At 71.2% G+C, this 18,260-nt stretch carries 19 protein-coding genes and 1 tRNA gene; 10 read left to right on the top strand and 10 right to left on the bottom strand.

All coding sequences use genetic code 11. The annotated features are described in order from the left end of the window. Positions 1 to 67 precede the first annotated feature (67 nt). The 3 genes from AC3WLZ_RS01825 to AC3WLZ_RS01815 form a co-directional block, all read right to left on the bottom strand. The gene (locus AC3WLZ_RS01825) at positions 68 to 1,459 is read right to left on the bottom strand and encodes an HNH endonuclease (RefSeq protein ID WP_492468831.1); all 1,392 of its coding nucleotides are present in this window, start codon (positions 1,457 to 1,459) and stop codon (positions 68 to 70) included. 133 nt (positions 1,460 to 1,592) lie between these two features. Further along, positions 1,593 to 2,276, bottom strand: a complete 684-nt coding sequence (locus AC3WLZ_RS01820) for an SDR family oxidoreductase (protein ID WP_492468830.1) — start codon at positions 2,274 to 2,276, stop codon at positions 1,593 to 1,595. Continuing rightward, entirely contained in the window at positions 2,273 to 2,458 is a 186-nt protein-coding gene (locus tag AC3WLZ_RS01815; protein ID WP_492468829.1) for a hypothetical protein, read from the bottom strand. Before AC3WLZ_RS01815 ends, AC3WLZ_RS01820 begins: the two co-directional genes overlap by 4 nt. A 78-nt stretch (positions 2,459 to 2,536) precedes the next feature. Between AC3WLZ_RS01815 and AC3WLZ_RS01810 the strand changes: the two genes are divergently transcribed. Then, a complete protein-coding gene (locus AC3WLZ_RS01810) occupies positions 2,537 to 3,022 on the top strand; it encodes a winged helix-turn-helix transcriptional regulator (RefSeq protein ID WP_492468828.1) in 486 nt (161 codons plus the stop codon). A gap of 73 nt (positions 3,023 to 3,095) precedes the next feature. On the opposite strand, the gene adhP is transcribed toward AC3WLZ_RS01810, so the two are convergent. Further along, entirely contained in the window at positions 3,096 to 4,154 is a 1,059-nt protein-coding gene (gene adhP, locus AC3WLZ_RS01805; RefSeq protein ID WP_492468827.1) for an alcohol dehydrogenase AdhP, read from the bottom strand. Between the two features lie 140 nt (positions 4,155 to 4,294). Between adhP and AC3WLZ_RS01800 the strand changes: the two genes are divergently transcribed. From AC3WLZ_RS01800 to AC3WLZ_RS01790, 3 genes are all read left to right on the top strand, one after another. After that, positions 4,295 to 5,131, top strand: coding sequence for a universal stress protein (locus tag AC3WLZ_RS01800; protein ID WP_492468826.1), 837 nt, complete (start codon positions 4,295 to 4,297; stop codon positions 5,129 to 5,131). 189 nt (positions 5,132 to 5,320) lie between these two features. Next, positions 5,321 to 5,677, top strand: a complete 357-nt coding sequence (locus tag AC3WLZ_RS01795; protein ID WP_492468825.1) for a YciI family protein — start codon at positions 5,321 to 5,323, stop codon at positions 5,675 to 5,677. 92 nt (positions 5,678 to 5,769) lie between these two features. Beyond that, entirely contained in the window at positions 5,770 to 6,981 is a 1,212-nt protein-coding gene (locus tag AC3WLZ_RS01790) for an RNA polymerase sigma factor (protein ID WP_492468824.1), read from the top strand. Between the two features lie 98 nt (positions 6,982 to 7,079). Here AC3WLZ_RS01790 and AC3WLZ_RS01785 read toward each other — a convergent pair whose 3' ends face one another. Beyond that, the gene (locus AC3WLZ_RS01785) at positions 7,080 to 7,610 is read right to left on the bottom strand and encodes a pyridoxamine 5'-phosphate oxidase family protein (RefSeq protein ID WP_492468823.1); all 531 of its coding nucleotides are present in this window, start codon (positions 7,608 to 7,610) and stop codon (positions 7,080 to 7,082) included. A 120-nt stretch (positions 7,611 to 7,730) separates the two neighbouring features. Here AC3WLZ_RS01785 and AC3WLZ_RS01780 point away from each other — a divergent pair, with 120 nt between their 5' ends. From AC3WLZ_RS01780 to AC3WLZ_RS01770, 3 genes are all read left to right on the top strand, one after another. Continuing rightward, positions 7,731 to 9,413, top strand: a complete 1,683-nt coding sequence (locus AC3WLZ_RS01780; RefSeq protein WP_492468822.1) for a sensor histidine kinase — start codon at positions 7,731 to 7,733, stop codon at positions 9,411 to 9,413. Next, positions 9,410 to 10,048, top strand: coding sequence for a response regulator (locus AC3WLZ_RS01775; protein WP_412923381.1), 639 nt, complete (start codon positions 9,410 to 9,412; stop codon positions 10,046 to 10,048). Before AC3WLZ_RS01780 ends, AC3WLZ_RS01775 begins: the two co-directional genes overlap by 4 nt. 88 nt (positions 10,049 to 10,136) lie before the next feature. Beyond that, on the top strand, positions 10,137 to 10,967 hold the full coding sequence (locus AC3WLZ_RS01770; protein WP_492468821.1) for a universal stress protein: 831 nt from the start codon (positions 10,137 to 10,139) through the stop codon (positions 10,965 to 10,967). A 65-nt stretch (positions 10,968 to 11,032) separates the two neighbouring features. On the opposite strand, the gene AC3WLZ_RS01765 is transcribed toward AC3WLZ_RS01770, so the two are convergent. Further along, on the bottom strand, positions 11,033 to 11,878 hold the full coding sequence (locus tag AC3WLZ_RS01765) for a universal stress protein (protein WP_492468820.1): 846 nt from the start codon (positions 11,876 to 11,878) through the stop codon (positions 11,033 to 11,035). Between the two features lie 178 nt (positions 11,879 to 12,056). On the opposite strand from AC3WLZ_RS01765, the gene AC3WLZ_RS01760 reads away from it, so the two are divergent. Further along, positions 12,057 to 12,932 carry a serine hydrolase domain-containing protein gene (locus tag AC3WLZ_RS01760; RefSeq protein WP_492468818.1) on the top strand — a complete coding sequence of 292 codons (876 nt, stop codon included), beginning with the start codon at positions 12,057 to 12,059 and terminating at the stop codon, positions 12,930 to 12,932. A gap of 53 nt (positions 12,933 to 12,985) precedes the next feature. Here AC3WLZ_RS01760 and AC3WLZ_RS01755 read toward each other — a convergent pair. Then, positions 12,986 to 13,076, bottom strand: a tRNA-Ser gene (locus AC3WLZ_RS01755). Positions 13,077 to 13,346: 270 nt separating this feature from the next. On the opposite strand from AC3WLZ_RS01755, the gene AC3WLZ_RS01750 reads away from it, so the two are divergent. Then, positions 13,347 to 14,300, top strand: a complete 954-nt coding sequence (locus AC3WLZ_RS01750) for an L-lactate dehydrogenase (RefSeq protein WP_492468816.1) — start codon at positions 13,347 to 13,349, stop codon at positions 14,298 to 14,300. Between the two features lie 62 nt (positions 14,301 to 14,362). Continuing rightward, complete coding sequence (gene radA, locus AC3WLZ_RS01745) at positions 14,363 to 15,730, top strand: DNA repair protein RadA (RefSeq protein ID WP_492468814.1); 1,368 nt, start codon at positions 14,363 to 14,365, stop codon at positions 15,728 to 15,730. Between the two features lie 277 nt (positions 15,731 to 16,007). Here the strand turns inward: radA and AC3WLZ_RS01740 are convergent, their stop codons facing one another. The 3 genes from AC3WLZ_RS01740 to AC3WLZ_RS01730 form a co-directional block, all read right to left on the bottom strand. Further along, complete coding sequence (locus AC3WLZ_RS01740; protein WP_412923375.1) at positions 16,008 to 16,418, bottom strand: dehydrogenase; 411 nt, start codon at positions 16,416 to 16,418, stop codon at positions 16,008 to 16,010. 247 nt (positions 16,419 to 16,665) lie between these two features. After that, positions 16,666 to 17,382, bottom strand: a complete 717-nt coding sequence (locus tag AC3WLZ_RS01735; RefSeq protein ID WP_492468813.1) for a FadR/GntR family transcriptional regulator — start codon at positions 17,380 to 17,382, stop codon at positions 16,666 to 16,668. 24 nt (positions 17,383 to 17,406) lie between these two features. Beyond that, entirely contained in the window at positions 17,407 to 18,186 is a 780-nt protein-coding gene (locus tag AC3WLZ_RS01730; RefSeq protein ID WP_492468812.1) for a 3-oxoacyl-ACP reductase, read from the bottom strand. Positions 18,187 to 18,260 lie beyond the last annotated feature (74 nt).

Here is an 18,260-nt window from a genome sequence, read left to right as displayed (position 1 = left end):
GACGCCACATGGACGCAGCGAGAACGGGAGGAGGCCGGCGCGGCATGTCACGATGGCGCGGGCGAGTTCAGAATGGTGCCGGTTCGGGATCGTGGCCGCCGGTCACGCGTGGCGGCGATGCCGCGGCATGAGCGGACGCCTTGGCATGTTCGACCGGGACGAACCTCACCGCCGGTGAGTAGGGCAAGGGTTCGTCCGTATAGACCCGTCCGGCCGGTGAGGTCCATTCGAGCGCCCCGCCGGGAAATTGTCTGACCTTCCATCGGGTGAACTGTTTCTGGGTGTGGTGCCTTTGGCAGAGGTGGGCGAGGTTGGACACGTCGGTGGCGCCGCCGAGGGAGTAGTCGTGGGTGTGATCGACTTCGCACCGGATGGCGGGAGCGACGCAGCCGGGCCAGCGGCAGTGTCGGTCGCGGGCGCGGAGGTGCCGGTCGATCGCGGCGGTGCGGTGGTAGGTGTCGGTCCGCAGCACCGCGCCGGAGACCGGGTGGGTGATGACCCGGTCCCAGGGGACGGCTGTGGCTTGGGCGAGGGCCCGGGCTGTCGCGGCGGCGATGGGACCGTGCCCCACGAGCTCGGCAGGGTCGGAGTTCTCCTCCCCGGGACGCAGCATCGTCAACGCGGGGACGATGACCTGTACGCGTGCGCGGATCGCGCCGAGGGTGCCGGGGCCGTCGTCGGCGCGGGTGGGGTCGGCGTCGGGTGCGGCGGTGAGGAGGAGATCGGCGAGGATGTCGGCCCGCACCTGGTCGGCGGTCCGGGTGTCGGGCGCGACCCCGACGTCCGGGGTTGTCGGTGCTTCCCGGCGCAGGTCGATGATCGCTGCGCTCTGCTGCACGAGCCGGTCGTAGATCCCCACCGCCAGCACCGTGGGCAGCGTCGCGATCAGGTCGGACATGCCGTCCTCCCCCGCGACCACGCGGACGCACCGCGTCTCGCGCCCGCGCCTATGCCGCTCGGTGAGGGTCGTGGGCTGCAGCGATTCCGCCAACGCGGCCAGTCGCGTCTTCAACCGTCCGGGACTCAGCCCCTCGGCGGTGGCGACAGCGAGCACGTCGAACTCGTGGCGCCTCTCGAGCGGCAGCGGGATCCCGGCATCCACGATCACCCGCACGTGCGCCCGCGTGAGCGCGCCCGCCTCCCACGCGTCGAGCGTGACGGGGAAGTGATCGGTGAGGGTCATCGCCCGCCCGATCTGCGCCTGCACCGACCGGTCCGACAGATTCGATGCTGCCGCGATCTCGGACGCCACCTCCCGCAGCGCCATTTCCGCCGCTTTCGACGACGCCCGCAGCCCAGCCCGGGCGTCGAGGGCGAGATGACCCGCGCGAGCCAGCGCACGCGTGCGTCGGGCTTCGGCGGAGGCCACCTCGGCATCCACTCCCCGCACCTCGGCCAGCACCGACGACAGGGCGTTGACTCCGTCATCGGGGAGCGGCGGAGGTGGCTTGAAAGTCATGTATGCATGCTAACGAGGGCCTCCGACATCGAACCCGACTCAGGGGGCGAATGGGGGACAGATCGCGTGTGCGGCGCGATGTGGAGGAGGGGAGCGCCGGACGCGCCCGCCGCCCCCTCCCGGCCGACCCGTCTCAGGCGGCGTCAGCCACGTGCGACAACCCCGCCCGCACCGCTCGCGTGGTCTCATCGGCGAGGACCTCGCCGTGCCCGCTGCGCAGGCCGTCGTAGATCGCGGCGACGACATCGGCGGGGTCGTTCATCTGCTGGCCGGTCAGACCGTCGTTCATCGGGGTGTCGGTGAAGGCGAGATACGCCCCGACCACGTGCACACCCTGGGGCTCGAGCTCGAGTCGGAAGCCCTCCGTGGCCGACCACAGCGCCGCCTTCGAGATGCTGTACCCCTTGCCCCACGCCAGCCACGACAGCACCGACGCGACGTTGACCACGGCACCCTTCGCGGCGATCAGGCGCGGCGCGAAAGCGCGGGTCAGCAGGACCGGCCCGAACAGGTTCGTCTCCAGCTGGGCACGGATGTCGGCGACATCGCCCGTCAGCAGGTCACCCTGTCGGAGGATGCCGGCGTTGTTGATGAGGACGTCGACGTCCGCGGCATCCGCTGCCGCACGAGCGATCGCGGCTTCATCGGTGACGTCGAGGGCGAGGGGCACGACGCGGGGGTCATCCCACTCGCGAGGCGATCGGGCCGCGGCGTAGACCTTCTTCGCGCCACCCGCCAGCGCCTGCCGCACGAACTCGGTGCCCAGGCCTCCGTTCGCGCCCGTGACGAGCACGACGGCATCCGAAATCTGCGTCATTTGTCTTCTCCTTGTTCGAGCCCGCTCGCGCGGACGTGATCGAGCCCGCCCCGACGGGCGGACGGACGGATGCCGGCCCAGACCGCCGGCGCGATGAGCACGACCGCAGCGAGGAAGGCGGCCGCGGCGTCGGGCCGCGGGCGGGAGCGCAGAGCCGCCTTCGTCGAGGTGGTGTCGGTCACGTCATTTACTTTCTTGAAGCTAGTAAGTAACGGCACGGTAGTGGTTATGCTTGCTTCAAGCAAGTCAAGGAGGGACCCATGCCCCTGAGATCGGACTGGAGCGGCGATGTCTGCCCGATCGCGCGCGGAATCGACGCGGTCGGCGACCCGTGGGTGCTGCTGATCCTCCGCGAGTCGCTTGCCGGAGCTCGCCGCTTCGACGATTTCAAGCGTCGACTTGACGCGGCCGACAACGTGCTGTCGTCGCGGCTGTCGGGCATGGTGTCGGCAGGCCTCCTCGAGACGCGCGCCTACACCACCGGACCGCGCCCGCGCGTCGAGTACTTCCCCACTCGCGCCGCCACCGACGCGCTGCCGATCCTGCAGGCGTATGCGGCCTGGGCGCGGGAGCACCGCCCGTCCGAGAATGAGGACCCGCCGTTCGCGGTGATCTGCGGCGCGTGCGGAGTCGCCTCCGAGCGCTCCGAGGTGTGCGAGCACTGCGGAGCGCTGCTGGACGTCGCGCACGACGTGGCATGGCAGCGGCCGGGACCCTGGGACGGCCGGCTCGTCACGCTGGGCTGAACGACCGAACGCCGGTCAGTCCCGCAAGAGGCGGAGCTGACCGGCGTCGTGAGGCAGGCCCGAGGAGACGGTTCTAGGACACGGTCTCCACTGCCTCCGTGACGGGCACCAGATCGGCCGTGTGGTACGCGAACACCAGACGCGCCGGCACAGAGCCCGCGAGCACCTCTTCCACGGAGCGGTTGACGTCCGCAAGGTCACGGGTCTGCGTGATGACCCGCGTGCGGCCGAGAGCGTGGAGCGCGAAGACCTCGACGAGATCCTGCCGCGTACCGACGATCGAGCCGATGACGCTGATTCCTTTGAGCACCGTGTCGAACACCGGAATCGTCAGCTCACCGTCGGCGGGAAGAGACACCAGCACGAGACGGCCTCCGCGGTTCAATGAGTCGAATGCCTGACGGAACACTGCGGGAGCGACCGCGAGGACGATCGCCGCGTCGGCGCCGCCGTACTGCCGGATCGCCTCGACCGGATCGGTCGTACGGGCGTTCACGACGTGGTCGGCACCCAGCTCGGTCGCCAGTTGCAGCTTCTCGTCCGTCACGTCGACCGCGATGACCTTCGCCCCGACGAGCCGCGCGTACTGCACCGCCAGGTGTCCCAGGCCGCCGACGCCGAAGACGACGACGGTCTCCCCCGGCGTGACCCGGGCGTTCTTCACCGCCGCGTACGTGGTGACGCCGGCGCAGGTCAGCGGCGCCGCGTCCAGCGGCGTGACCCCGTCCGGCACCGGGACGGCGAAGCGCGCGTCGGCGAGCATGTACTCGGCGTAGGCGCCGTCGACGCCGTACCCGTTGTTGTACTGCTGCTCGCACAGGTTCTCGCGCCCGTCGACGCAGTACCGGCACTCGCCGCACGCGTGCCCGAGCCACGGCATCGCGACCCGCTGCCCGACGGTGCGGCTGGTCACGCCTTCACCGAGTTCCTCGATGATGCCGACGCCCTCGTGGCCGGGCACGAGCGGGAGGGGCGGCTTCACCGGCCAGTCACCGTTCATCGCGTGGATGTCGGTGTGGCAGAGGCCGCAGGTCTCCAGGCGGACCAGGACCTGCCCCGGTCCGGGGTGAGGGATCGCCCGTTCCTCCACCTTCGCGGGCGTACCGAACTGTTCGACGACTGCTGCGCGCATCATCTCTCCTTGGATCGTTTGCCTACGTCGAGTCTTCGCCGGTGGCCCCTTTCGCGGCGGGCCGAAGGTCCCGCGGCGTTCGTTCCGTCGGCGGCACAATCGAAAGTGAGCCGACGAACGGCACGAGCGGAGGAAGGATCATGAACGGGACGATCGCGGTCGGAGTCACCGATGCTTCTGCGGCGCAGAACGCCCTGCACTGGGCGATCAAGCGCGCGGTCGCGCGACGAGAGCGGCTGCTGCTGGTGTCCGTGGTGGGAACCGCGTGGGGCATCGGCGGCGAAGAGAGCCTCATCGCTCACGCCACCCGCAGAGCCGAAGCGATCCTCGAGTACGCGGCAGAACAGGCACGCGCGGCGGGCGTGGATGCCGAGACGGTGATCGAGCGAGGAGACCCGGTGGCTCGACTCGTCGACGTGTCCCAGCGCTCCGACCTGCTCGTCATCGGCAGCGACTTCGCGAAGGACCGGTCGAGTCTCCGCGGTGTCCGCGGGGTGCGGATCACCGCCGCGGCAGGCTGCCCGGTCGTCGTGGTGCCCGAGATCGTGGCGCGCGAGCAGACGGGCGTCGTCGTGGGCGTCGACGGGTCGGAGGCGTCGGAGAAGGCGATCGCCTTCGCCGCGGCGGAGGCCGACCGTGCGGGCGAGAACCTGACCGCGGTCATGACCTGGTCGCCCGTCCCGGTGCCGTTCGAGCTGGACGAGTACCCGCAGGACTACATCGACCGTATGCAGGACCTGACCACGGAAGAGCTGGCCATCTCGCTCGCGGGCCTCCGCCAGGACTATCCCGATCTCGCGGTCACGACCGTCGTGGAGCCCGGCTACCCCGCGCAGGTCCTGATCCGGACGGCCCGCACCGCTCGGCTCCTCGTCGTGGGCAGCCATGGCCGCGGAGCGGTGGCGCGGTTCCTGCTCGGTTCGACCAGTCACGCGGTGCTGTCGCACCTGCCGACGGTCACCGTCATCGTCCGGTGATCGTGGCGCGCCGCCTACCCGGCCGCAGGGAACGGAAGCGGAACGAGGCCGCGTGGGGGCCCGCGCGCAGCCGAACGGAAGAGTTCTCAAAACAATCTGGCCGGACTGTCGATCCGACGGCAGGCTGTTCGTCGTCAGTGATGACGGAGCCGGACAGGCCGGCCCGCGACCCAGTGCAGGAGGCATCCCATGGCCAAATACGCGATCCTCATCTACGAAGACCCGGACTTCTACGCGACGATGTCGCCCGAGGCGTGGGGCGCGGTGATCGACGCGCACGACACGTTCACGAAGCAGGTCGCTGAGCTCGGCGGCTCCATCGAGGGCGGCGCGGCGCTCGCGTCCACGACGACGGCCACCACGATCAAGGCGGGCGGCACGCTGACGGACGGCCCGTTCGTCGAGACCAAGGAGGCCTTCGGCGGTTTCTACGTCGTCGAGGCGCGCGATCTCGACCACGCCGTGGAGATCGGCAAGCTCTGCCCGGCACCCGGTGGCGGCGTAGAGGTGCGCCCCGTCGTGGACCCGACGGCGAATCCGTTCTGATCTCTCCCGCCGACGAGCCGACCGCGTCCGCCACGCAGGCGGACGCGGTCGTTGCCGCGCTGACGGAGGCACACCGCTCCGAGTGGGCGTTCGTGCTGTCCGCGACGGTGCGCGTGGCCGGCGACCTCGACCTGGCGCAGGACTGCGCCCAGGAGGCCTACGTCAGTGCGCTGCAGGCCTGGACCCGAGACGGCATCCCGACACGGCCGGGCGCCTGGCTGACAACGGCGGCGCGGAATCAAGCGCTGGACCGGTTGCGCCGCGAAATCACCCTTCGGCGAAAACTCCCGCTCCTCGTGGAGCCCGCGGGCGTCGACCCGCACGAGCCGGTCGACGGGGACGACCCCGATGCCGCGGTGCCGGACGACCGGCTCCGGCTGGTGTTCACGTGCTGCCACCCCGCCCTCGCGCCCGAGGCCCGCGTCGCCCTCACGCTCCGCTTGGTCTGCGGAGTCGCGACCCCCGATGTCGCCCGGGCGTTCCTTGTCTCCGAGTCGACGATGGCCGCACGGATAACCCGGGCCAAGAAGAAGATCTCCGAAGCGCGGATCCCCTACCGCGTGCCGGGCCGCGCGGAGCTGCCGGAGCGGCTGGACAGCGTCCTCACCGCCGTCCATCTGCTCTTCAGCACCGGCCACACGGCCGGGGAGGGGGACACGCTGGTCCGGGAGGACCTCTGCGACCGGGCACTGCACCTCGCCCGCACGTTGGCCGCGTTGCTCCCCGAGCAGGCGGAGACCCGCGGCCTCCTCGGCCTGCTGCTCCTCACCGACGCGCGCAGAGCCACCCGGACGGACGAGCGGGGCCGGCTCCTCCTCCTCGCCGACCAGGATCGGACGCGGTGGAACCAGCGGGCGATTCTGGAGGGACTCACCGTGACCGCGGGGGCGCTGGCGTCCGGCGCACCGGGGCGGTTCACCCTGCAGGCAGCGATCGCCGGTGTGCACGCCGTGGCCCCGTCCCTGGAGCTCACCGACTGGCCGCGCATCGTGCACCTGTACGACCTGCTGCTGGCGGTCTGGAACACCCCGGTGGTCGCGCTCAACCGGGCCGCCGCCGTAGCCTTCGCCGACGGTCCCGCCGCAGCGCTGCCGCTCCTCGACCAGCTGGCGGCCGATCCCCGGCTCGCTGAGTATCCCTACTTTCACGCCACCCGCGCCCATCTGCTGCAGCGCCTCGGCGACACCGCCGCGGCGGCCGCGGCGTACCGGCGCGCGATGGAACTCACGGCGAACGCCGCGGAGCAGGCGTTCCTGGAGGATCGCCTGGCCGAGCTCGATCGCACGGACCCCCCGCCCGGGTAGGCGCCGTGTGCCGGGCTCGCCAGGGAAGGATGCGCCCCACGCCATCGATCAGCGAGGGTCTCTCCGGGCGTCTTCGCGGGATATCTGCCGACGGAACCTCAGGCGTCCGCCCTGGGCGTGATGCCTGCGATGGGGTGCGGCGATCGAGCCGCCGCGGGAAGGGTGTCCTCCCGCGTCCGGAAGATCCGCGACCGAACGGGATCCTCGCTGTCGTCGCGCTCCCGGAACCGGCGTCCGGTCACGGTCCGCGGCGAGATACGGATGACGTACGGCTTCGGCGTCGGGCTCATCGACCGCAACCCGGTCTCGCGGCCGCGGCGGATCTCGGCATCCACGTCGACATGAACCGCGTCGCCCCGCACGACGACGCTCCACCGATCACCGGCCTCCTTCCCGTCGATCTCGAAGGCGACCGTGGGATGCGAACGCAGGAGGCGCAGCTTGGCGTCGTAGGCGCTGCGGATGTAGAGCGCTCCGTCGCTCCCGGCGAAGTTCACGGGGTAGATGCGGGGCTCCCCGCCGGCGTCGACGAGCGCGAGCCTGCCGAGGGCCTGCGTCTCGAGGAGACGCCAGCACTCGGCGGTGCTCAGCTCGGTGACGGACGACGGGACTTTCGGTGCGTTGCTCATGGCGGACCTCCGAGTCCAGTGCACCGCGAGCCGGTGTCCGGGGAGGGGCCGAAGGTCCCCCCGTCCTGGCGAGACCGGGTGCCCGGTCGTAGATTAGGCGGTGGGGAGAGGGGGTGGTCGATGGCGAGCGAGAGCCTCGGATCGCTTCCCGCGGAAAGTCACGGATCGGCTGACGGCGCGCCCTCTTCACACGACCGCCTGCGGGGGCTCCTCCATGCGGTGGAGACGGTGGTCGGCGAGATCGAACTGCCCGTCGTCCTACGTCGGGTCGTCGAGGCGGCCGTCGAACTGGTGGATGCCGAGTTCGGAGCGCTCGGTGTGCTCACCGCCGACCGGGCGTCCCTCGATCAGTTCATCCACGTCGGAATCACCCCGGGGGATGCCGAGGAGATCGGGCGGCTGCCCCGGGGGCGAGGCATCCTCGGTGCGCTCATCTCCGACCCGCGCGTCATTCGGCTCGCCCACCTGCAGACCGACCCGCGGGCCGTGGGGTTCCCGGCGCACCACCCGCGCATGGACTCGTTCCTCGGCGCGCCCGTCTCGGTGCACGGAGAGGTGTTCGGCAACCTCTATCTCACGAACGCGCGCAGCGGTTCGTTCTCCGCCGAGGATGAAGAGCTGGTGCGGGGTCTGGCATCCACCGCGGGATTCGCGATCCAGAACGCGCGACTGTTCGACGAAGCCCGCACGCGAGCGACCTGGACGGCGGCGACGGCCGAGCTGTCCGCGGCCATCCTCTCCACTCCGCCGGACGAGGTCTTCGACCTCGTCGCCGGCCGCGTCCTCGACCTCGCCGCGAGCTGCCGCGTCACGGTCCTCGTCCCGACCGACGTCGCCGAGGTGCTCCGGGTCGCCGCGGCGCGGGGGTCCGGCGAGCTGGACATCCTCGGCACGACCGCGGTCACGCGCGGAAGCATCGCGGGCGAAGCGCTGGAGCACGGCGGCATCCGGATGGCCGCCGCCGTACGCTCGACCGGACCGACCGACCCGGCCGTCCTGACCGTCGACGATGAGATCGGGCCCGCCGTCGCCGCGCCGCTGCGCACGCGTCGGCGCACCTGGGGGGTTGTGACCGTCGCGCGGGCACCCGGCGAGCGCGAATTCACCGAGGTCGAGCGGGAGGTCCTCGGCGACCTGGCCTCGCAGGCGGCCATCGCCCTCGAGCTGACCTACGCCCGGCGGGAGCAGCAGAAGGCCATGCTGGCGGAGGAACGCGCCCGCATCGCACGCGACCTGCACGACCACGTCATCCAGCAGATCTTCGGAGCGGGGCTGACGCTGCAGTCGATGGCCGCGACGCTCGCCGAGACGCACGATCGCTCGCGCGTGGACGAGGTCATCGGGCAACTGGATGACGCGATCACGCAGATCCGCACGGTGATCTTCGCCCTCTCCGCGCGCGACGGGAGTTCGCTGCGTCACCGCCTCATCGATGTCGTGGCGGAGGTGTCGGGCGCGCTCCCGCGGCCGCCGGCGCTGCGTTTCTCCGGCCCCGTGGACACGGCCCTCACCGGTCCTCTGGCGGACGACATCGTCGGGGTGGCGCGCGAACTCCTGACCAACAGCGTGCGACACGCCGACGCACGCAGCATCTCGCTCGACGTGGGGGTGGACGGCAGCGCGGTGACGGTCGTGGTCGCGGACGATGGAGGCGGCATCCGGGATTCGCGGCGGAGCGGCCTTGCCAATCTCGCCGCGCGAGCCGAGGGGCGCGGCGGTGCGCTCACGGTGGACACGGGCGCGGACGGCACGCGCGCCGAGTGGCGCGTTCCCCTCGGCGACTCTCGAAGGGAGACACGATGATCCGCGTGTTCCTCGTCGACGATCACGAGATCGTGCGGCGCGGGCTGTCCGACCTGATCGACGGCGCCGACGGATTCGAGGTGGTCGGCGAGGCGGGCAGCATCCGCCAGGCACTTGCGCGCATCGAAGCCGCCCGGCCGGACGTCGCCGTTCTGGACGTGCGCCTCCCCGACGGCAGCGGCATCGACCTGTGCCGACGGATCCGCTCCTCCATGCCGCACGTCGCGTGCCTGATCCTCACGGCGTACGACGACGACGCCGCCACCTACGCCGCCGTGCTCGCCGGCGCGTCGGGATACCTCCTCAAGAACATCGGCGCGATGCGCCTACTCGAGGACATCCGCGCCGTCAGCACCGGACGCTCGCTCCTGAACACCGCGGCGGCTGCGAAAGCCGCCTCGAGCCTGCGCGACGGGGCAGGCGACGATGACCCGCGGTGGGGGTCGTTGGGCCTGCGCGAACGGCAGGTGCTCACCCTCATCGCCGACGGGTTGACGAACCGTCAGATCGGCGAGCGTCTCGGCCTCGCGGAGAAGACCGTGAAGAACTACGTCTCGTCGGTGCTGATGAAGCTCGGCGTCGACTCGCGCACGCAAGCGGCCGTCTTCCGGCTCGGGCACCCCGACCTCCTCTGACCCGTCGAGCTCTGACCCCGCGGGACTTTCGGCCCGTCGCGCGCGACGGCGCGCCGCCTATTCTCGGGGCGTTCGGAAGGAGAGCGCCATGGAGCGGGTCGTTCTGGGATTCGACGGCAGCGCCGCGTCCGAGGCGGCGCTGGAGTGGACCGCAGAGCGAGCACGAACCGAACGCTTCGAGCTCGACATCGTCCTGGTCACGAACATGTTCCTCTCCGACCGGGCCGCCGCGGACAGGATCCTGGATGCCGCCAGCCGCCGGTGGCGCGACCTCGCTCCGGACGTACCGGCCACCGCCGTCCGCCTTGACGGGCTCATGCCCGCGACCCTCACGGAGGTGGCGCGGGGAGCCGCATTGCTGGTGCTGGGGATCGAGCCGGGGTTCCGGATGCGGTCGGCTGTGAGCGCATGGATGCCGCTGCGTGCGGCCGCTCGCAGCGGGGCACCGACCGTGCTGGTCCCCACCGGGTGGTCGGCATCCGACGATCCGGTCACCGTCGGCCTGGACGACGACAGCTCCTCCGCTCAGGCCCTCCTCTTCGCGGCCCGGGCGGCGTCCTTAGCCGGCGTCCCGTTGCGCATCCTCCATTCGTGGCTGATGGGCAGCTCCCTCCTCCGGGGTCACGCCTCCGCCCTGCCGAGCACCCAGCGGGTCGCCGCCGAGCACGAGCAGATCCTGGATGCCGCCGTCGCCGAGGTCGCACGGCAGTACCCGCGCCTCCCCGTGGTCACCGAACTCGTGCGCGACAACCCCACCTCCGCGCTCACGCGCGCAGCCGATCGCAGCAGCATGGTCGTCATCGGCACGCACGGGCGCGGGATCGCCGTCGGAGGACTCGTCGGATCGATCGGGCTGGACCTCGTCGGCTCACTCCATCGGACGATCTGCGTGGTGCCGCCGACCCGCGCATCGGTCTGATCCGAATCTCGACGATATCGCGCGCGGTCGCCGGGGGCGTCCTGCGTCTCAGCGCACGGCGCCGCTCATGGTCGCGATCCTCGGGGCGGGAAGCTCGCCGACGGCACGACGACGATGGGGCATCCCGCCCGCCACAGGATGTCCTGGGCGACGGACCCGAGGTAGCCGCCCGCGAACACCCCCTCTCGATGGGTGCCGACGACGATCATCGTCGCGGTGGCCGCGTGGTCGAGGAGAGCCGCAGCCGGATGCGAGCGGACCAGGTCCGACTCGATGTGCACCTTCGGGAACCGGCGTCGAAGGGCCCGCGTGTCGGCGTCGAGCAGGTCGCGATGCTCCTGGAGGAGCCGATCCGGTCGCACCAGCAGGGCGGCGGAACCGTCGGTCGCCGGCTCGGGAAGACGCCAGGCGTGGACGATCCGCAGCCCCCGCGAGGTCTCCTCGGCCTCTCTCGCCGCGAAGTCCAGCGCCTCTGCCGATGACGGATCGTCCCCCAGCCCGACCGTGACGCTTCCTTCGCGCGGCACCCACCCGGCGGGGACGATGCACACGGGCGGCACCGCTCGGGCGATCACGCGAACGGGAAGCCACCCGCCGATCGCCGCGTGCACCGGGCGGTCGGGGTCGACGCCGATGACGAGCAGATCCGCCGCGGCGGACAGCTCGCCGAGCGTTCGCGCCACTCCCCCTTCGGCGAGGTGCGGATGCACGGTCTGATCGGGAGCGATCTCGTGCACGATCCGTTCCGCGTGCGCCAGAAGCGCCCGCGCGGGCGCTTCGTGCGGGGCGACACTGCTCACGACATGCACTACTTCGACGTCGGCCGCACGCGTCGCACAGCGATGCGCCACCCACGCGAGCGCGGATCGCGATGCCGCGCTGTCATCGACGCCGACGACGATGTTCTCCATGGCGGGCCCTCGGGCTTTCCCTTTCCTCCAAAGTTAGGAGTGATCGGGGGAACCGAACGGGCCGAAGGTCCCGTGGGAGAGCGAACCTCGGGGGCCGTTGGCCTGCCATCCTGAACGGAGCACCGGGTGCGGTTCTCATCGAGCCGCACGGTCCCCGCCAGAGAAAGAAGGCTCCACCGTGGCATCCGCATCCACCGTCCTCGACCGCATCGTGGCCTCGATCGACGGAGAGGGGCTCGGGGCATACGGCGTCCATGTGGCACTCGGCGACGACACCGCCGAACACCGGTGGCGCAGCGACGATCCCGTGAACGTCTACTCGGTGTCGAAGGGCGTCAGCGCTCTGGCCGCGGGGATCGCCGCAGACGAAGGCATCCTGTCGCTCGACACCCGCGTGGGCGAGATGCTGCCCGACATGCAGCTCGGAGAGGGTGTCGAGGAGGTGACGCTCCGGCACCTGCTGACGATGACCAGCGGGATCGACTTCACCTGGTTCGGACGCGAGCCCACCCCCTGGCCCGACCTCGCGCAGGAGATGCTGCGCCGCCCCACGCGGGGCCCCAGCGCGGTCTTCCAGTACTCCGACGCGAGCACCTACGTGGCGATGCGCATGCTCGGAGCGGCCGTCGGCGACGTGCGCGACTGGCTCCTCCCCCGGCTCTTCGACCCGCTCGGCATCCACAACCCGCAATGGCACCGCTGTCCGCGCGGCTGGATCATCGCCGGCAGCGGCCTGGAACTCCGCACCGAAGAGCTGTCGCGGATCGCTCGCGTCCTCCGCGACGGAGGGACGTGGCGAGGGGAACGGATCGTGAGCGCCGAGTGGGTGGATGCCATGCACACCGACGTCGTCGACACCGGAGGCGCGGGCGACTTCGCGCGCTACGGGCTGGCGACCTGGGGCGGTCCCGGCGACGGCTGGCGCCTCGACGGGCTCTACGGCCAGTACGTCTTCATCACGAACGACCGGTCCGCGGCGGTGACGATCACCGCCCACGAGGAGACCCGCTCGCACCGGCTCGTGGAGATCGCCGCCACCGCGCTCCGGGGGTGAGCTGCCCCAACGCAGATCAGCCCCGCTCGAAAGCGGGGCTGATCTAGTGAAAGTGGCGGTGACGGTGGGATTTGAACCCACGGTAGGGGGTTACCCTACACAACTTTTCGAGAGTTGCACCTTCGGCCGCTCGGACACGTCACCGCCGTCCAGCTTACGACACTCGACGGGATGCCGCGAATCCGAGCGCCCCCGCTCTTCCGCCCGCGCCGGCCGAACTCCTGAGAAACCGCAGGCCGCGGGCTCGGTCTGGCCGTATTCAGCTCGCTGAAGCCGAAACCTCAGGAGTTCGGCCACGGTGCGGCATCCGTCTCGCCCGCCCGGTCGCGGCCGCCGCCGGGCGTTCGGCATCCGGTCCTCCATCGTCGAAGAACCGTCCTGGTCGCGTTCGCGCACCGGTGCCAGGATCAGATCATGAGCGTGATCGAGAACTCCAAACTGACCGTCGTCGGCGCGGGGAGCGTGGGGGCCAGCGTCGCGTATGCGTCCCTCATCCGCGGGTCTGCCCGGCACGTCGCCCTTTACGACATCGCCGAGGCGAAGGTCGAAGCCGAGGTCCTCGACCTCGCGCACGGCACGCAGTTCACCGGTTCGAGCGACATCACCGGCGGCAGCGACGTCTCGGTCGCCGAGGGCTCGCACGTCGTGGTCATCACCGCCGGCGCGAAGCAGAACCCGGGTCAGACGCGCACCGAGCTCGCCGCCACCAACGCCGGGATCATCCAGCGCATGATGCCCGAGCTGCTCGAAGTGGCACCCAATGCGATCTATGTCATCGTCACCAACCCGTGCGACGTGCTGACCGTCCTGGCACAGCAGGCGACGGGACTCCCCACGCAGCGGATCTTCGCTTCGGGCACGGTGCTCGACACCTCGCGCCTGCGCTGGAAGATCGCGCAGCGCGCGGGGGTCGCGACCTCCAGCGTGCACGCGTGGATCGTCGGCGAGCACGGCGACACCGAGTTCCCGCTGTGGTCGACCGCCACGATCGGGTCGGTCCCCATCACCGAGTACGACCTCCCCGACGGCACCCGTTTCGACGAGGCAGAACTGGATGCCATCGCCATCGACGTCCGCGACGCGGCGTACAAGGTCATCCAGGGGAAGGGCGCGACGAACTACGCGATCGGGCTGTCCAGCGCCCGGATCGTCGAGGCGATCCTCCGCGACGAGCACGCCATCCTCCCGGTGAGCACCGTGCTCGAGGACTTCCACGGCATCTCCGGCATGGCGCTGTCGGTCCCGTCGGTCGTCAGCTCCAAGGGCGCCGTCCCCCTGACCGGCACACCCTTCTCCGACCGCGAGCTCACGCTTCTTCGCCGCTCCGCCGACGCCCTCACCACGGTCGCGGACTCCCTGCGCGACTGAGCACCCGGATGCCATCCACACCCCGCATCGGCGATGTCGGAGGGCCCGCGTAGCCTGGGCGCATGGCATCCCGTCGTCCCTCCCCCACGGCCGCTCCGTACCGGTGCACCGAGTGCGGGTGGACGACCCTGAAGTGGGTCGGCCGGTGCGGCGAGTGCCAGGCGTGGGGCACGGTCGTCGAGGCGGCGGAGCAGACCGGCATCACGCGATCGGTCACCGCGGTCGCACCCGGCGCCGCGCGCGCGGCTCGGCGCATCACCGAGATCGACACGCAGGACGCTCCGCGGCGAACGAGCGGGGTCGGCGAGTTCGACCGGGTCCTCGGCGGCGGGATCGTGCCCGGCGCCGCCATTCTGCTGAGCGGTGAGCCGGGGGTCGGCAAGTCCACGCTGCTGCTCGAGGTCGCGGCCCAGAGCGCCCGCGCCGGACGCCGCGTGCTGTATGCCAGCGGCGAAGAGTCGGCCGCGCAAGTTCGCCTGCGCGCCGAGCGCACCGGCGCACTGCACGACGAGCTGTTCCTCGCGTCCGAAACCGACCTGGCCACGATCCTGGGACACATCGACCAGGTCGAACCCGAACTCCTCATCGTCGACTCGGTTCAGACGGTGTCATCGACGCTCAGCGACGGAGCCGCCGGTCAGCCGGCGCAGGTGCGAGAGGTGGCATCCACGCTCATCCGCGTCGCGAAGGAGCGGGGGCTGCCCGTCGTCCTCGTGGGCCACGTGACGAAGGACGGCACGATCGCGGGCCCGCGCGTGCTCGAGCACCTCGTCGACGTCGTGTGCCACTTCGAGGGCGACCGGCAGACGTCCCTGCGGTTCGTGCGGGCGCTCAAGAACCGCTTCGGCCCCACCGACGAGGTCGGGTGCTTCGACATGACGGGCAGCGGCATCGCCGAGGTCAGCGATCCGAGCGCGCTGTTTCTCGGTCACGGCGATCCCGAGCCCGGCACGTGCGTCACGATCGCGATGGAGGGGCGCCGCGCCCTGCCCGTCGAGATCCAGGCGCTGGCCGTCAAGCAGACCTCCCCGAACCCGCGCCGCATCGTCAACGGTGTCGACTCCTCGCGCGTGGCGATGGTGCTCGCCATCCTCGAGAGCCGCATGGGCGTGTCCCTGTCCGACAAAGACGTGTACGTCTCGACCGTCGGCGGGGTACGCCTCGTCGAACCGGCCGCCGACCTCGCGATCGCGATCGCCGTCGCGAACGCCGTGCAGAACCGCAAGGTCTCGAAGCGGCTCGCCGCGATCGGCGAACTGACGCTGACCGGCGAGATCCGCAACGTCACGCAGGCGGCGCAGCGGGCATCCGAGGCGGCGCGCCTCGGGTATCACACCGTGCTCGACTCCTCGTCGCGCAAGCTCGCGCAGGCTCTCAACGAGCTGAAGGTGCGCGGGATGCCACGCGACGAGGTCGCACCCGAGTTCTGAGACCACGGGGGGCTGGCCGACGCCCCGGCGGACGGAGCTGCGCGCGGTGGGGCGGAGCCCCGGATCAGCGACCCGGCGGCGCCGAGCGGCGACGTCGGTGCGGCGACGTGAAGCCCAGCACTGCGGGGATCACGAGTCCGGCGGCGCACACGGCACCGGCGATCAGGTACTCCATGCCTTGAGTCTTGCACGCGCCCATCACCCGCGCGAGTCAGGTACTTCACCCTCGGGGTGTCGCCGGGTCGCGGCATCCCTCCACACGCCCCGAAGACGCGCGTCAGGCCTCGAGCGCGGCGAGGAGGTCGGCGGGGCTGGCCTGAATCGGGTGCGGGCCCGCGATGTCGATGAACACCGTCGTGATCTCGTCGCCGTGACGATCGAGGAAAGCGCGCAGCCACTGCGGCGACTGCAGCGCGACGTGCGGCGGCAGCGTCTCGGGCTTGTGGACCGCGTCGCTGAACAGCAGCAGGGCGATCTGCCCGGTGTTCGGGTCGCGGTACGTCCACACCTCGCCGACATCGAGTGGATTGTCGGCATCCCCCGCGCGCATCAGCGGCACGACGGTCGGCCCGTGCCGAAGAGCGAACGCGATCGCCGCCATGTCCTGGGTCTGGAGGGCGTCGGTGAGGGCGGTGTTCTTGAACTCCACGTCGGGCTTCTTCCCCTTGCGCTTCTTGCCGCCGGCCATCCCCCGAGCCTATCCGCGGCGCCCCGGCCGTGGCGCGTCCGCCCCGGCCCGCGCGCCCAGCGGAGGAGATACCGCGAGCGGAGGACCCCAACCGCCGGACACGTCCTCCCTCCGCCGAATCCCCTCCCCTCGCAACCGCGGCATCCCCGAGGCCCCCCACCCCGGCACGACCGCCGCAGCCGCAGCCCCGCCCCCGACCCTCCGCCGCAGCCCCGCCCCCCGAAGCGCCCGCGCCCCGCCGGGCCCGCTACGCCAGGAACCCGCGCAGCAGCGCCTCGCTGCCGGCGAGGTGGTCGCGCATCGCCGCGTGGGCGGCATCCGGTCTCCCGGCGAGGATCGACGACACGATCGCGGCGTGCTGCGCGGTCGAGTGGTCGATGTTGCGCGGCAACAGCGGGAACGTGTCGAGCCACGCGTTGATCCGCGCCCGGTTGTCGGCCACGAGGGGCACGAGCGAGGGGATGCCGGACAGCTCCGCCACCGTCAGGTGAAGCAGCGTGTCGAGCCGGCGGTAGTCGTCGCTGTCGGCGACGGCGGCGGCCTCGTGCCGCGCCCACAGGACGTCGCGTTCCTCCGGGGCGAGCGTGCGGCCCGCGGCCGCCCACGCGGCCCCCGTCTCCAGGACGCCGCGCAGGGCGACGACGTCGTCGAGCTCGGTGGCGGACACCTCCGCCGGACTCGCGGGCCGGGGCACCGGGTCGACGACGAACGTGCCGCCGTAGCGGCCGCGCCGCGTCTCGAGCCAGCCGGCATCCGACAGCTCACGGATCGCCTCGCGCACGGTGTCACGGCTGACGCCGTACAGCGCAGCGAGCTCGCGCTCGGCCGGCAGCGACTCCCCCGGCGCGACGAGCCCGAGCCGCACGGTCTGGACGATGCGCGCCGTGGTGTCCTCGAGCGCATTGCCGCTGCGGACGGGCCGGTACACGGCTCGCCGCAGGTCGTCGAGCGGCGCTTCGGTCATCCCGTCAGCCTGTCATGCCGCAGGTCACAGGGGGGTCACGTAGGCGTTGGTGATGCCGCCGTCGACGACGAACGCCGTCGCGGTGATGAACGAGGCGTCATCGGATGCCAAGAACGCCACCGCCGCGGCCATCTCGTCCGGTTCCGCGAATCGGCCCATCGGCACGTGGACGAGGCGACGCTGCGCACGCTCGGGGTCCTTCGCGAACAGCTCCTGCAGGAGCGGGGTGTTCACCGGGCCGGGGCAGAGCGCGTTGACGCGGATCCCCTGCCGCGCGAACTGCACGCCGAGCTCGCGGGTCATGGCGAGGACGCCGCCCTTCGACGCGGTGTACGAGATCTGCGAGGTCGCCGACCCCAGCAGTGCGACGAACGACGCCGTGTTGATGATCGACCCGCGCCCGGCGGGCACCATGTGTCGCAACGCCGCCCGCGAGCACAGATACACGCTCTTGAGGTTGACGTCCTGCACGCGGTCCCAGGCCGGCAGTTCGGTCGTCTCGATCGAGTCGTCGTCCGCCGGTGAGATCCCGGCGTTGTTGAACGCGATGTCGATGCTGCCGAGCTCGGCGGCGACACCGTCGAAGAGGGCGTTCACGGATGCCTCGTCGGCGACGTTCACCTGCCGGAACACGCCGCCGACCTCGGCGGCCGCCGCGGCGCCGGTCGTCTCGTCGAGGTCGGCGATGACGACGCGCGCACCCTCCGCGGCGAAACGACGGGCGGTGGCCAGGCCGATGCCCGACGCGCCGCCGGTGACGATGGCGACGCGATCACGCAGACGCTGGGTGAGGTCGATGGTCATGTGCGGTGGTTCCTTTCGAGCTGCACCTCGTCCCACTTATGGCTGGTTGAGAGCCTCTGAATCAGCCATAAGTG

The organism is Microbacterium sp. FW305-3-2-15-F-LB2 (genome assembly GCF_058787255.1).
The sequence above is the reverse complement of the archived record's forward strand: the minus strand, read 5'-3'. Positions and strand labels throughout refer to the sequence as shown.